Origin of the sequence: Saccharomonospora xinjiangensis XJ-54 (genome assembly GCF_000258175.1) — a bacterium.
GTDB lineage: Bacteria > Actinomycetota > Actinomycetes > Mycobacteriales > Pseudonocardiaceae > Saccharomonospora > Saccharomonospora xinjiangensis.
The window spans coordinates 778506-792784 of record NZ_JH636049.1; the positions used below are offsets into that span (position 1 = coordinate 778506).

Annotated in this window: 16 protein-coding genes; 4 read left to right on the forward strand and 12 right to left on the reverse strand. The window is 68.7% G+C overall.

Annotated features, from left to right (window positions below; genetic code table 11):
* Positions 1-78 precede the first annotated feature (78 nt).
* The 9 genes from era to hrcA all read right to left on the reverse strand — a co-directional run bounded on the left by era (position 79) and on the right by hrcA (position 8125).
* Positions 79-981 carry a GTPase Era gene (gene era, locus SACXIDRAFT_RS02920; protein ID WP_006236975.1) on the reverse strand — a complete coding sequence of 301 codons (903 nt, stop codon included), beginning with the start codon at positions 979-981 and terminating at the stop codon, positions 79-81.
* Complete coding sequence (locus SACXIDRAFT_RS02925) at positions 978-1313, reverse strand: cytidine deaminase-like protein (RefSeq protein ID WP_006236976.1); 336 nt, start codon at positions 1311-1313, stop codon at positions 978-980. Before SACXIDRAFT_RS02925 ends, era begins: the two co-directional genes overlap by 4 nt.
* Positions 1306-2664 (reverse strand): hemolysin family protein, encoded by a 1359-nt coding sequence (locus SACXIDRAFT_RS02930; RefSeq protein WP_006236977.1) that lies wholly within the window; start codon positions 2662-2664, stop codon positions 1306-1308. The genes SACXIDRAFT_RS02925 and SACXIDRAFT_RS02930 overlap by 8 nt, the downstream gene beginning before the upstream one ends.
* Entirely contained in the window at positions 2661-3212 is a 552-nt protein-coding gene (ybeY, locus tag SACXIDRAFT_RS02935) for an rRNA maturation RNase YbeY (protein ID WP_006236978.1), read from the reverse strand. The genes SACXIDRAFT_RS02930 and ybeY overlap by 4 nt, the downstream gene beginning before the upstream one ends.
* Entirely contained in the window at positions 3209-4261 is a 1053-nt protein-coding gene (locus tag SACXIDRAFT_RS02940) for a PhoH family protein (RefSeq protein ID WP_006236979.1), read from the reverse strand. Before SACXIDRAFT_RS02940 ends, ybeY begins: the two co-directional genes overlap by 4 nt.
* Positions 4262-4375: 114 nt before the next feature.
* Positions 4376-4759, reverse strand: a complete 384-nt coding sequence (locus tag SACXIDRAFT_RS02945) for a histidine triad nucleotide-binding protein (protein WP_006236980.1) — start codon at positions 4757-4759, stop codon at positions 4376-4378.
* Positions 4760-5082: 323 nt separating this feature from the next.
* The gene (locus SACXIDRAFT_RS02950) at positions 5083-5844 is read right to left on the reverse strand and encodes a 16S rRNA (uracil(1498)-N(3))-methyltransferase (RefSeq protein ID WP_006236981.1); all 762 of its coding nucleotides are present in this window, start codon (positions 5842-5844) and stop codon (positions 5083-5085) included.
* A 27-nt stretch (positions 5845-5871) separates the two neighbouring features.
* A complete protein-coding gene (dnaJ, locus tag SACXIDRAFT_RS02955; protein ID WP_006236982.1) occupies positions 5872-7029 on the reverse strand; it encodes a molecular chaperone DnaJ in 1158 nt (385 codons plus the stop codon).
* Between the two features lie 70 nt (positions 7030-7099).
* Positions 7100-8125, reverse strand: coding sequence for a heat-inducible transcriptional repressor HrcA (gene hrcA, locus SACXIDRAFT_RS02960; protein ID WP_006236983.1), 1026 nt, complete (start codon positions 8123-8125; stop codon positions 7100-7102).
* A gap of 244 nt (positions 8126-8369) precedes the next feature.
* Here hrcA and SACXIDRAFT_RS02965 point away from each other — a divergent pair, with 244 nt between their 5' ends.
* A complete protein-coding gene (locus SACXIDRAFT_RS02965; protein WP_040922022.1) occupies positions 8370-8750 on the forward strand; it encodes an SSI family serine proteinase inhibitor in 381 nt (126 codons plus the stop codon).
* A gap of 63 nt (positions 8751-8813) precedes the next feature.
* A complete protein-coding gene (locus tag SACXIDRAFT_RS02970; RefSeq protein WP_006236985.1) occupies positions 8814-10937 on the forward strand; it encodes a catalase in 2124 nt (707 codons plus the stop codon).
* A gap of 42 nt (positions 10938-10979) precedes the next feature.
* Here the strand turns inward: SACXIDRAFT_RS02970 and SACXIDRAFT_RS02975 are convergent, their stop codons facing one another.
* Positions 10980-11777 carry a siderophore-interacting protein gene (locus SACXIDRAFT_RS02975; RefSeq protein WP_006236986.1) on the reverse strand — a complete coding sequence of 266 codons (798 nt, stop codon included), beginning with the start codon at positions 11775-11777 and terminating at the stop codon, positions 10980-10982.
* Positions 11778-11862: 85 nt separating this feature from the next.
* Between SACXIDRAFT_RS02975 and SACXIDRAFT_RS22980 the strand changes: the two genes are divergently transcribed.
* Positions 11863-12012, forward strand: coding sequence for a hypothetical protein (locus SACXIDRAFT_RS22980; protein WP_157599633.1), 150 nt, complete (start codon positions 11863-11865; stop codon positions 12010-12012).
* A gap of 173 nt (positions 12013-12185) precedes the next feature.
* Entirely contained in the window at positions 12186-12806 is a 621-nt protein-coding gene (locus SACXIDRAFT_RS02980) for a TetR/AcrR family transcriptional regulator (protein ID WP_006236987.1), read from the forward strand.
* A gap of 9 nt (positions 12807-12815) precedes the next feature.
* On the opposite strand, the gene SACXIDRAFT_RS02985 is transcribed toward SACXIDRAFT_RS02980, so the two are convergent.
* Entirely contained in the window at positions 12816-13478 is a 663-nt protein-coding gene (locus SACXIDRAFT_RS02985) for a histidine phosphatase family protein (RefSeq protein ID WP_006236988.1), read from the reverse strand.
* 18 nt (positions 13479-13496) lie between these two features.
* Entirely contained in the window at positions 13497-14252 is a 756-nt protein-coding gene (locus SACXIDRAFT_RS02990) for an SDR family oxidoreductase (protein ID WP_006236989.1), read from the reverse strand.
* Positions 14253-14279 lie beyond the last annotated feature (27 nt).

Sequence of the window (14279 nt, forward strand, 5' to 3'; positions counted from 1 at the left end):
ACACGTGCCCAGCCTGCGAGAAGTGCGGACACTCGTACGACAAGTGCGGACACGCGTGCACAGGCTGCGGACACGGCGTCAGAAGCCAAGTTTGCGCAGTTGCTTCGGGTCGCGCTGCCAGTCCTTCGCCACCTTGACGTGCAAATCGAGGTACACCTTGCTCCCCAGCAGCGCCTCGATCTGCTTGCGGGCCCTCGCGCCCACCTCCTTGAGCCTGCCGCCCCGGTGCCCGAGCACGATGCCGCGCTGGCTGGTGCGCTCCACGTAGAGGTGCGCGTACACGTCGATGAGGTCGTCCCTGCCGGGTCTCGGGTACATCTCCTCGATCGTCACGGCGATGGAGTGCGGCAGTTCGTCGCGCACCCCCTCCAGCGCCGCCTCACGGATCAGCTCCGCCACCAGCGTCTGCTCCGGCTCGTCGGTCAGCTCACCGTCCGGGTACAGCTCCGGTCCCTCCGGCAACCGCTCCACCAGCAGGTCGGCCAGTGTGTCCACCTGATAGGACTCGACGGCCGACACCGGCACCAGGTCGGCGAAGTCCAGGACGTCCTGGAGTTCGAGCAGCTGCTTGGCGACCTGCTCCTTGCCGACCAGGTCGGTCTTGGTGACGATGCCGAGCACAGGGGTGCGTTGGGCGATCTTCGCGAGCTCGGCCGCGATGAACCGGTCGCCGGGCCCGATCTGCTCGTCGGCGGGCACGCAGAACCCAACGACGTCCACTTCGGACCATGTCGCGCGCACGAGATCGTTGAGCCGCTGCCCCAGCAGCGTGCGCGGCCGGTGCAGCCCTGGAGTGTCCACGATGATCAGCTGCGCGTCCTCCCGGTGCACGATGCCCCTGATGGCATGCCGGGTCGTCTGCGGCTTGCTCGACGTGATGGCGATCTTGGAGCCAACCAGCGCGTTGGTCAATGTGGACTTTCCGGCGTTGGGCCTGCCGACGAAGCAGGCGAACCCGGAGCGATGTCCGGCGTCGGTCACCGTACCGTCTCCCGCACGGTGCCCGACGGATCGGCGCGCAGAATCGGCGCGTCCGGGGACAGGTCTCGCACGGCCTGCACCGAGGCTCCCTGCACCATCGGCTCCTCCGTCACCACGGCAGCCGCCTCAAGACCCTCGGCTCCGCTGGACACCGCCGCCGCCACCGCGGCCTGGAGGGCCGTCAACGTCAGCGACGGCAGCCGCACCGTCGCCGCGGCGTACGTGCGACCGTCGGTGTCCCGCACGGCCGCGCCCTCCGCGGCCTGCGTCCTCGCGCGCGTCGATCGCGCCAGGATGACGATCTTCTCGTCCTCGGGGTCGAGTTCAGGCATGTTCCACTCTCCAGTCGCGATCGCCGTGATCGCCGTTCTTGCCGTGGTCTTCCGTGGTGGTGGGCGTTCCCGGCCCGATCCTCCTGCCATCGGCGGCGCGCACCACCACGGTGCTGATCCGCATCCGGCCTCTCCGGTCTTTGCCGCCCTCCGCTCGCAGTCGCAGCCCCTCGACCTCGGCCTCCGCGCCGGGCAGCGGCACGCGGCCGAGCCGCTGCGCGAGCAGGCCGCCGACCGTCTCCACATCGTGTTCGGAGAGATCGACTCCGAACAGCTCGCCGAGGTCGTCAACGCTCAACCGCGCGGACACCCGCACCACCTGCTCGTCAACGTGCTCGACGGGTGGCCGGTCGTCGGTGTCGGACTCATCGGTGATCTCGCCGACGATCTCCTCGAGAATGTCCTCGATGGTGACGAGCCCGGCCGTGCCGCCATATTCGTCAACCGCGATCGCCAGGTGGTGCCGCGAACGCTGCATGTGCCTGAGCAGGCCGTCGAGGTGCTTGGAGTCGGGAACGAAGTCGGCAGGCATCATCAGCTCGCTCACCTGACGCCCCGTGCCGTCCTCCGCGAACGACGCCCGCACCAGGTCCTTGAGGTTCACCACACCGACGATGTCGTCCACGGACTCACCGATCACCGGCAGGCGAGTAAAGCCGGTTCGCATGGACAGCGCCAGTGCCTGCCTCACGGTCTTGGTCTGCTCGATCCAGACGATCTCGGTGCGCGGGACCATGACCTCGCGCGCCACCGTGTCACCCAGCTCGAACACCGAGTGGATCATCTCGCGCTCGTCGGTGCCGACGACACCGCGTTCCTGCGCGAGGTCCACGAGTTCCCGCAGCTCCGCCTCCGTGGTGAACGGCCCCTCCCGGAAACCCTTACCGGGAGTGATGGCGTTACCGACCAGGATGAGCAGCTTGCTGAGCGGCCCGAGCACGGTTCCCAGCACCCGCACCGGACCCGCCACGACGAGACCGACCCGGTACGGATGCTGCCTGCCGATCGTGCGCGGACCGACACCCACGATGACATAGCTGACCAGCACCATGATCAGGGCGGCGAGCAACACGGCGAGCCACTCTGGATCGACCCAGCGCAGCGCCACGACGGTGACCAGCACGGTGGCCGTGAGCTCGCACCCCATGCGCAGCAACAGCAGCAGGTTGATGTGCCGGGTGCGCTCACGGATGACCAGGATGAGCTGGCGCGACCCGAACCTTCCCGAGCGTTCGAGGCCCTCGGCTCGCGCCGGCGACGCCGTGCCGATCGCCGCGTCGGCCGCGGCGAAGACGCCGCCGAGGAACACGAGAAGGACTGCCACGACCAGGATGACGGCCGAAGAGGTCACGATGGCTCCGACTCAGACCTTCCGTCGAGACCGGCAGCCCCCAGCAGCCGGTCGTCGTTGCTGCGCTGCGCGTCCTGCCTGCGCGCGGCGGCGAGGGTGTCGCGGAACTCGCCGAGAATGCGGTTCTGGAGGCCGAACATCTCCTGCTCCTCCTCCGGCTCGGCGTGGTCGTACCCGAGCAGGTGCAACACGCCGTGCACGGTGAGCAGGTGCAGTTCGTCGAGCAGCGAGTGCCCTGCCTTGCGCGCCTGGTCCTTGGCGAACGCGGGGCAGAGCACGATGTCACCGAGCAGAGCGGGGGACGACTCCACCGCGTCGGGACGGCGGCCCGCCTCCAGTTCGTCCATGGGGAACGCCATCACGTCGGTGGGCCCCGGCAGGTCCATCCACCGCACGTGCAGGTCCTCCATCACGTCGAGGGTGACCAGCACGACCGAGAGCTCGGCGAGCGGGCTGACCTCCATGCGGTCGAGTGCGAACCGTGCCGCCGACACGATGGACGTCTCATCGACGTCGATGCCGGACTCGTTGGCGATCTCGATACTCACCGGCGGCCTCGCCCACCGGCCGCCTTGCTGTCGCCGGTCGCGGCGTCCTGCGTCGCCTGCCACTTTTCGTAGGCGTCCACGATGTCGCCGACGAGGCGGTGCCGGACCACGTCGTGACTCGTCAGCGTGGCGAAGTGCAGATCGTTCACACCCTCGAGGATCTCACGCACCACCCGCAGGCCGCTGCGCTGGCCGCTCGGCAGATCGACCTGGGTCACATCGCCGGTGACCACGATCTTCGATCCGAACCCGAGGCGGGTGAGGAACATCTTCATCTGCTCCGGCGTGGTGTTCTGCGCCTCGTCGAGGATGATGAAGGCGTCGTTGAGCGTCCTTCCGCGCATGTACGCCAGCGGCGCGATCTCGATCGTGCCAGCCTGCATCAGGCGAGGGATCGAATCGGGGTCCACCATGTCGTGCAGCGCGTCGTACAACGGGCGAAGGTACGGGTCGATCTTCTCGTACAGCGTGCCGGGGAGGAACCCGAGCCGCTCGCCTGCCTCCACCGCGGGACGGGTGAGGATGATGCGCGTGACCTGCTTGTTCTGAAGCGCCTGAACGGCCTTGGCCATCGCGAGGTAGGTCTTGCCCGTGCCTGCCGGGCCGACGCCGAACACCACCGTGTGCTGGTCGATCGCATCGACGTAGCGCTTCTGGTTGAGCGTCTTGGGCCGGATGGTTCGGCCGCGCCGCGACAGGATGTCCATGCTGAGCACGTCGGCGGGCGATTCGGCTCCCCCCGCCGACAGCATGGCGACCGTGCGACGGACCGTGTCGGGGCCGACCTGCTGGCCGCGCCGGGCGAGGATGACCAGCTCGTCGAAGACGCGCTCCGCGAACGCCACGTCCGCCGGGGCTCCGGTGAGCGTGACCTCGTTACCCCTGACGTGAACGTCCGCGTTCAGGATGTCTTCGGCGGCCTTGAGATTCTCGTCCCTTGAGCCGAGGAGCACGAGCGCGGCGGCGTCGGGGATCGAGAACTTCGACTGGGCCGAACGGTTCTCGGAGGCGGTGACTTCGGCTGGCTGCAACGGTTCGGTTCCGGCCACGTGGCCTCGGGCCTGCTTTCTGCACGATCGTGCTGCTCGACAACGGTGATGGACGCTGACGATGCTAACCGCATCGCCCGCCAAGGGGCAGGTGAGTTTAGCGACCTGCCGTCCTCACTCCGAAGAACGACCGAAGTGACCGAGCTGTTCCCCGCCGAGCACGTGCGCGTGCACGTGGAAGACCGTCTGACCCGCGTCGGCACCGGTGTTGAACACCAGCCGGTAACCGTTGCCGAGACCCTCCAGTTCGGCGACCTTCGCGGCCGTGTCCACCATGTCGGCGAGCAGGGCCGGATCGGCGGCGGCCAGCTCAGCCACGGTGCGGTAGCGGGTCTTGGGCACCACGAGAACATGCGTGACGGCCTGAGGGCTGATGTCGCGGAACGCGAGCGTGGTGGCGGTTTCGTGAACGATGTCGGCCGGGATCTCCCTCGCGATCACCCGCTCGAACAACGTCTCCGAGGAATCGCCGGGCTCGGTGGGCTGGTGCTCGCTCAAGGTCCCTCCCTGCGTGGATCGTGGTCGCGTTCTGTCATCTTCGCCCACGATCGGCGCTGGGGCGCCGCGGGGCGGTGCAGCCTGGGGGTTGCTCCACGCGCCACCGCGGCTTCCGCCGGACCGAGGGGGAGACGTCCGGCGGATCTTCGCGCTGCCTTCGCTGCAGGCCGCCTCGGGTGTTCTCCGGCAGGCCGCAAGTCGAGCAGGCTGCGCCTCAGCGTAGGACCCGGGTGTCCACGGCGAGGGGAAACGGCGGAGAAAGCGGCGGACTTGTGCCACAGGGGCCAGCGAAAGCGTCCGATCGGCCTAAGCCGCACCTGGCCCTACGCCCAGCGCGCGGTCAGCGCTCCGAGCGCGCCGAGCGCCACCGCCGCGGCCGTGGACGTGCGCAGCACCGTCGGTCCCAGCCGGACACGCCTCGCACCGGCTGCGGTGAACGCGGCGAATTCCTCGGGCGCGACCCCGCCTTCGGGGCCGACCACGAGCACGAGTTCGCCCTCGGACGGCAACGGCACCTCGGTGATCCCCTCCTGGGCGTCACCGTCGAGCACGAGCGCGAGATCCGCCTCCGACAACACGGCGGCGAGATCCCGGGTGGTCACCGGTTCTGCGACCTCGGGCAGCCAGGCACGCCTCGCCTGCTTGGCCGCTGCCCTGGCCGTACCCCGCCACTTGCCCAGCGCCTTCTCGGTCCTCGCACCGTCGTCCCAGCGGACGACACTGCGGGCCGCGCGCCACGGCACGATCGCGTCGGCCCCGGCCTCCGTCGCCAGTTCCACCGCGAGTTCGCCACGATCACCCTTGGCCAGCGCTTGCACGACGGTGACGCGCAGCGCAGGAGCCCGCACCGTGCGCGTGGCGACGACCCGCAGCTCCACGATCGGCTTGCGCCCCGGATGCGCGGCGACGGTGACGCAGTCGGCGACCCCACCGTGCCCGTCCGACAGCGTCAGCCGCTCGCCGGTGCGCAACCGGCGCACGGTGACGGCGTGATGCGCCTCCTCGCCGTCCAGCGTCGCGAACTCGCCTTCCGGCAGTTCCGGCACGAGGAACACCGGCGGAGTGGTACCGGCCGCCCCAGCCATGACAGTCGCTCCGTCCCGTCCTGGGCGTCAGCGGCTCTTGGAGCGCAGCTTCGAGAACAACCCACCCGGCTTGTGGCCGTTGCCCGCCAGGGTCGGGACCTCCTCGCCACGCAACCGTGCCAGCTCTCGCAGTAGATCGGCCTGCTCGTCGTCGAGCTTGGTCGGCACCACGACCTCGACGTGAATGTGCAGGTCGCCACGGCCGTCCACCCTGCCGGACGAGCGAAGCCTCGGCATTCCGAACCCGGTGAGCACAAGTTCGGTGTTCGGCTGGGTACCGGGCTCGATCTCCACATCCGTCTCGCCGTCCACGAGCGTCTCCATGGGGATGACCGCGCCGAGCGCCGCAGCCGTGACGGGGACGCGCAGCCGGCAGTGCAGGTCGTTGCCCTGCCGCTCGAAGTCATCGTGCGGAACCTCGTCCACCTCGACGTAGAGGTCGCCTGCGGGACCGCCGCCGGGGCCGACCTCGCCCTGACCGGACAGCCTGATCCGCATGCCGTCTCCCACGCCCGGTGGGATCTTGGCCGTCACGTCCCTGCGGGCCCGCACCCTGCCGTCACCGCCGCACTGCTGGCACGGGTCGGTGATGACTTCGCCGAAGCCCCGGCAGGTCGGGCACGGGCGTGCCGTGACGACCTGCCCGAGGAACGACCGCTGCACGGACTGCACCTCGCCCTGACCGCCGCAGGTATCGCACGTGACGACGCTGCCGCCCTCCGCGGTGCCCGCACCACGGCACCGATCGCAGAGGATGGCCGTGTCCACCGTGATCTGCTTGTTGACGCCGGTGGCGCACTCCTCCAGCGTCAGCTTCAACCGGATGAGCGCGTCGGAGCCGGGCTGCACCCTGCTGCGCGGACCCCGGCCCCGTGCCCCACCGGCCGCGGCGCCGAAGAAGGCGTCCATGATGTCGCCGAGCCCGCCGAAACCGGCGAACGGGTCGCGGGCACCCCCGCCTGCCCCGTTGTCCATCGGGTCGCCACCGAGATCGACGATCTTGCGCTTCTGCGGATCGGACAGCACCTCGTAGGCCGTCGTGACCTCGCTGAACTTGTGCTGCGCGTCGTCGGAGGGGTTGACATCGGGGTGCAACTCACGCGCGAGCTTGCGGTACGCCCGCTTGATCTCCTGCTCGGTCGCGTTCTTCGACACGCCGAGGATGCCGTAGTAGTCCCTGGCCACCGTCTGCCGTCCTCCTAGAAAGCCTGCACAAGCCTGTCATCCGGGCTTCGAGCCCGGCGCACCGGACCTCCTACCGCCCGGAAAGGATCCGGCCCACGTACGTGGCGACCGCGCGTACGGCAGCAATCGTCCCGGGGTAATCCATCCGGGTGGGGCCGACCACGCCCATTCCCCCCAGTAATACCTGGTCCGAGCCGTACCCGATCGACACGACCGAGGTGCTCCGCATCTGCTCGTCCTCATTTTCCTCCCCGATCCGCACCGTGACGGCACCGGGGTTGCGAGCGGCCGCGAGAAGCTTGAGCACGACGACCTGTTCCTCGAGCGCCTCGAGCACCTGGCGCAGCGATCCGGGGAAGTCGGCGACGTTCCGCGTGAGGTTCGCCGTTCCCCCGAGCACGAGGCGTTCCTCGGGGTGCTCGACGAGGGATTCCACCAGCACGGTGCAGACGCGCACCATCACATCACGAAGGTCGGAGGGCGCCTGCTCGGGCAACTCCGACACCTTCGCGGCCGCGTCGGGCAGCCTGCGCCCCGACAGTGTGCCGTTGAGCACCTCACGCAGCCGGGCGACGGTCTCGTCCCCTGCGACGTCCCCCAGATCGACCGTACGCTGGTCCACCCTGCCGGTGTCGGTGATGAGCACGATCAGAAGCCGCGCCGGGGTGAGGGCCACCACTTCCACGTGCCGGACCGTGGACGTGGTCAGCGTCGGGTACTGCACCACCGCGACCTGCCGGGTGAGCTGGGCGAGAAGCCGGACCGACCGCCGCAGCACGTCGTCGAGATCGACGGCACCCTCCAGGAACTGGACTATCGCCCTCCGCTCGGCCGCCGAGAGGGGTTTGACCTCGGAGAGTCGATCGACGAACAGCCGGTACCCCTTGTCGGTGGGGACCCTGCCCGCGCTGGTGTGGGGCTGGGTGATGTACCCCTCCTCCTCCAGCGCCGCCATGTCGTTGCGCACCGTGGCACTGGACACGCCCAGGTTGTGCCGATCGACGAGCGCCTTCGACCCCACCGGCTCCTGGTTCGACACGTAGTCGGCGACGATGGCACGCAGGACCTCGAATCGACGTTCCTCCGCGCTGGCCACCAGCACCTCCTCTCGTCACCTGCTCGACCACGAGTTTACGGGTGGGGACACGGTTTCAGGGTGCCCAGCGGTGACGAAAGACCCTGGACAGCGGAGAAGGCGACGGCCGGAACGCTTCAGCGACCGCAAGGGGCCGTTCCCGGTGATCTCGACCACATTCGTGAAGATCAGCCGCCGGAACGAGTGATCACTTCCAGCCGATCGAGTCAACAGGTTCGCCCGACCGCGAGCCGATAGTCGAGACATGTCCATGTTCGGAGCAACTTCCCTCGCCGCGTGCGCGGTCATGGCCGTGTGCACGACCGGCCCCGCGGACCCCGTCACGCCGGACTCCTCGTTCGTCCTGACTCTCACCGACGCCAGGGGCGGCACGACATCCGTCCAGCTGACCTGCGGCCCGACACAGGGCAACCACCCTCAGGGCGAGGCCGCCTGCCGGTCACTGGAGCGGGCCGACGGCGACTTCACGCGGCTGCCCGTGAAGAACCAGGCGTGCACGATGATCTACTCGCCGGTGCTGGCCACCGCCAGCGGCAACTGGCACGGCACGCCGGTCAAGTTCGACACCGAGTACTCCAACCGCTGCGTCGCCGACGCGCATTCCGGCGGCGTGTTCTCCTTCTGATCGTTTCGGGCTGCCACGGCCGGGTATCGACGCTTCGAGGCTCGACACGAAGGGAACCCGGCCATGGCAGCACAATCCCGGCGCCATCCTGACCACGGCGACGCCAAACACGAGCAGCTCGACCGGTTTCGCGTCACGAACGACGACACCGCACTCACCACGCAACAGGGTGTGCGGGTGGACCACACCGACGACTCGCTCTCCGCAGGCGAACGCGGCCCCACCCTGCTCGAGGATTTTCACGCCAGGGAGAAGATCACCCACTTCGACCACGAACGCATCCCCGAGCGTGTCGTGCACGCGCGCGGCGCGGGGGCGTACGGCTACTTCCAGCCCTACGACGACTGGCTCGGCGAGTACACGGTGGCCGGGTTCCTCAGCGATCCGGCCCAGCGCACGCCGGTGTTCGTGCGGTTCTCGACGGTCGCAGGGTCGCGTGGCTCGGCCGACACCGTGCGCGACGTCCGCGGTTTCGCCACGAAGTTCTACACCGACGAGGGCAACTACGATCTCGTCGGCAACAACATGCCGGTGTTCTTCATCCAGGACGGCATCAAGTTCCCCGATTTCGTCCACGCGGTGAAGCCAGAACCGCACAACGAGATCCCGCAAGCGCAGTCCGCCCACGACACGTTGTGGGACTTCGTCGCTCTCCAGCCCGAGACCATCCACATGATGATGTGGTTGATGTCCGACCGCGCTCTGCCGCGCAGCTACCGCATGATGCAGGGCTTCGGCGTGCACACGTTCCGGCTCGTGAACGCCGACGGCCGGGGCACGTTCGTGAAGTTCCACTGGACTCCGCTGCTCGGAACCCATTCGCTCGTGTGGGACGAGACCCAGAAGATCGCCGGGAAAGATCCCGACTACAACCGCCGCGATCTCTGGGACGCCATCGAAGCCGGTCACTTTCCCGAGTACGAACTCGGGGTGCAGCTCGTCGAGGAGAAGGACGAGTTCGCCTTCGACTTCGACCTCCTCGACCCGACGAAGATCATCCCGGAGGAACAGGTTCCGGTGCGTCCTGTCGGGCGCATGGTGCTCGACCGCAACCCGGACAACTTCTTCGCCGAGACCGAACAGGTCGCCTTCCACACAGCCAACGTCGTGCCCGGCATCGACTTCACCAACGACCCGCTGCTCCAGGCGCGCAATTTCTCGTACCTGGACACGCAGTTGATCCGGCTCGGTGGCCCGAACTTCGCGCAGCTGCCTGTCAACCGCCCCGTCGCGCCCGTGCACAACGACCAGCGCGACGGCTACGGCCAGCAGAAAATCCACAAAGGACAGACTTCGTACCACAAGAACACCCTCGGCGGCGGCTGCCCCGCGATCGCCGAGTCCGGCACCTTCTCGCACTACACCGAGAAGGTCGATGGCCACAAGATCCGTCAGCGCAGCGAGAGCTTCCAGGATCACTACTCCCAGGCGACGCTGTTCTGGAACAGCATGTCGGAGGTCGAGGCGGAGCACATCGTGGCGGCGTTCCGCTTCGAGCTCGGCAAGGTCGAGCACAAGCCCATCCGGGCCCGCGTCGTCGAGCGGCTGAACCACGTTGACCACGATCTGGCCGTGCGGGTGGCACGCGGTATCGGGGTGGAGCCGCCCACGGAGGTGTCCCGGCCCAACCACGGCCGGTCGTCCCCCGCGTTGTCCCAGCTCAACACGGCGCTGGACCGGCCGGACACCCGCACGGTCGCCGTGCTCGCCGCCGACGGCGCCGACGGCGCGGGGCTGCGGCGCCTCGTCGCCACACTCGCGGACCGGGGAGTCACGGCGGAGGTACTCGCACCCGTGGACGGTGAACTCGACGGCGGCGAGCACGGCCCGGTCAGCGCCGATCGGGCGATCACCACCATGGCGTCGGTGCTCTACGACGCCGTCGTGGTCGCCTCGGGGGCCGCCGGTGTCGGAACGCTACGCGAGGACGGCTACGCGGTCCATTTCGTCACCGAGGCGTACAAGCACGCCAAACCGGTGGCCGCGTGGGGTTCGGGAACGGAACTCCTGCGCACGGCAGGCGTTACCGGCCGGATCGCGGAGAGCACCGACGTGATGGACGATCAGGGCCTCATCACGACGACAGCCGAGGGCGACGCACTGCCCGAGGACTTCGCCACGACGCTGCTCGACCGGCTCGCGCGGCACAGGGCGTGGGAGCGAATCACCGAGTCCGTGCCTGCCTGAGAAGGGCGCAGGGCCGTGGCGGCCCTGCGTGCCACGCCGGCCTCACGCCATGAACGCCTTCTTCTCCTGACGCCACGCCTCGTCGGTGCGGCCCTTCCGCCAGTAACCCGAGATCGACAGCAGGCCCCTGTCGAGGCCGCGTTCCCGCAGCAGATGGCCACGGAGTTCGCGCACCATGGCCGCCTCGCCGTGGACGAAAGCCTGGACGGTGCCGCCTCCGAGCGTCAGGCCACGCACTTCACGGACGAGGTCGGCGCCGTCCGCTCTGTGCAGCCAGCGCAGGTCAACGGCCCCCTTCGTGGCGAGAGGCTGGTGCTCGGCGATGTTCTCCACGAGCAGACGCACCGTGGCGATCGAATCGGCAGGCAGCGCCTCCATCGTGGCGGCGATCGCGGGCAGCGCCGACTCGTCGCCGACCAGCAGATGGTGATCGACATCGGACCGTGGCGCGTAGGCTCCGCCGGGACCGCGCAGCAGGACCTCGTCACCCGGCCGCACCCGCGAGGCCCACGAGCCACCGAGTCCCTCGTCGCCGTGCACGAGGATGTCGAGGGCGATCTCCCCGGCTTCGGCATCGTGATGGCGGACGGTGTAGGTGCGCATACGCGGCCAGTGCTCACGAGGGAGGGACGCCTTGACGGTGTCGAAGTCGAACGGCTCCGGATAGCTCACACCCGGGACGGGAAACAGCACCTTCACGTAGCAGTCGGTGAAGCCGTTGTGCCGGAACGACGCCACATCCTCGCCGCCGAACACCACCCTGATCATGGTGGGAGTGAGCCGCTCGGTGCGCACCACCCTGGCCTGGATGATCGGTTTGCCTCCGCGCTGTTCCGCCATCGGGACTCCTCGTCGCACCGCCGCCGCCAGATTAGGCATGCCTTGCCTACCCTAACCGACGACGCCCGAACCACCCGATCGACTCATGGCCGCGCCGTCAACAGCCCCACCGGATGACACCTCCACCTCGCTCCAGATCGCGGGTACAGTGCATCCGCTCACGACGGTCATCGAGGTCGGACCGCTCGCGGGCGGAGGCGACGCCTGCCTGCCCATCCACACGACACAGCGGTGACGCAGAAGGACGGTCGCGACGCCGCCCTTTCATCGTGGTGTCGCGACCCGCCCCGTACCGACGCACCGTCCCCGTGGCTCCACACCACCCGATCGTGCCCGTGTCGGCCACCAGAGCTCTCCGACCGCCGATTCTCCCGGCGCGACGCGGAAAGAAGTGAGAAACTGCGGCGCATGACCACGGAATCCGCGCCGAAATGGCGGCGGCTGGAGCCCGACCGACGCAGAGAGCAGATCTTCGCCTGCGCCGCCGAACTGTTCGGGGAGCGCCCCTATGCCGATGTGTCCACCTCGGACATCGCAGCACGGGCAGGCGTGGCACGAGGTCTGATCAACCACTACTTCGGTACCAAACGCGAGTTGTATCTCGCCGTGGTGCGGAGAGCGCTCAACGTCCCCGACGGAGCCGTGTCCCTCCGCCCTGCCGGATCAACCGAGGAACGCGCGAACGCCGCTGTCGAGTGGTTCCTCGACATGGTGAGCGCGCAGGAGACGAGGTGGCTCGCCGCGATCACCCCCGAAGGCATAGGACGGGACAGCGAGGTCGATCGCATCCTCGACGAAGCCGACCGGCACGCCGCCGACCGCGTGCTGGAAGCCCTGGGTTTCCACCGGGACGACACGAGGTGGGAGCAGTTCAACGCCGTCGTCCGCGCCTACGCGGGCATGGTCAAGGCCGCGGGGCGGGAATGGCTGGTGCGTGGCACTCTCGACCGCCCACAGGTGCACTCACTCCTCAGTCACGTCCTCCGGTCGCTCGCCGACGAGGTGCTGCCCGAACTCGCGGCCACGTGACGGCCGTGCTCACCGGTAGGTCAGCAATCCCACCGTCTCACCATCGACGTGACCGTGTTCGTTGAACGACACCAGCGTCGTTCCGGAACGGCCGGTGACCGCTTTGCTCAGTCCCGCGTTGACCGTCACCCGGTTCAGGGAGAGCAACCCTGTGACGGCGTCGCCGAGCAGGTCGCCGCACAACGTCGAGATCACCCCACCTGACGTGAAGACGGCAGCCCGCTCCCCCGTTCCCACACGTGACACGACATCGTCGAACGCCGCACGGACGCGGGCGAGGAACATCGGCCACGTCTCGGCGCACGGGCTGTCGGCGCCGGCCTCGACCCACGCCCTCAGCGCCTTCTCAAGCATGTGCTGGTACGCCCTCGGGTCGGCGCTGTCCTGCGCGAGCCCGCCACCGTGGTGGGCCCCGATCTCGACGTGGTCGTACTCGTTCCAGCGGGCGTCGGTCTCCACGGAGATGTCACCGGTGACCTCGGCGAGCGCCAATTCGGCTGTGGCTCGCTGGCGGGACAGCGTGCCACACCACGCCAGTGACACCGCCGTCTCCCTTCGCGCGAGTTCGGCGCCGAGTGCCCTCGCCTGAACCCGCCCGAGACCGGAAAGGACGTCGTAGTCGTCGGCGCCGAACGACGCCTGCCCGTGCCGGATCAGGTAAACGACTCCCATCGGCCCAGCCTTTCCGGTTCAGCCGATCCTGCGGAGCAGGCCTGCGGGAAGCATGCGCACGAGCACGCTGAGCGGTGTCCACGGCCACCAAGGAACGTAGGCTCTCGCCGGTTCCTTCTCGATCGCCGCGACGAGTGCCCTCGCACCCGCCTCCGCGCTCGCCAGCAGAGGAGTTCTGCCTGAGGCGCGGCGGGTCATCTCCGACTCGATGTAGCCGGGCAGCACCGTGGTGACGGCGACAGGAGTGCTGAGCAGGTCCGTCCTGATGCCGTCGGCGAGCGTGGCGAGGCCCGCCTCCGAAGCGGCGTACGCGGTGAGGTTGCGCGGCATTCCCCGCACCGCGCTGAACGACGAGATCACCACGAGGTGTCCCGCGTTCTGTTCCCGGAAGACCGACACGGCGGCCTCGCACTGGGCGAGTCCTGCCACCAGGTTGGTCTCCACGGTCTGCCGGTTGGCGGTGAAATGCCCCGTCCCGACGGGTTGCCCCTTGCCGAGGCCCGCGTTCACGACGACGCGGTCGAGCGTGCCGAGTTCCGACCGGAACTCCTCGAAAACCGTGAAAACCCGGTCATGGTCGTTGACGTCGAGTTCGCGGACCACGACCCGGATGCCGGGGTGCCGTTCGGTGAGTTCCGCCGCGAGGGCGTCGAGCCGCTCACGGCGGCGGGCACACAGGGCGAGATCACGGCCCATTGCGGCGAATCGGCGGGCCATTCCCTCACCGAGGCCCGAGCTCGCGCCGGTGATCACGATGTTCTTCCTGACGGCCATGCGCCCGACCCTACCCGGAACTTACCC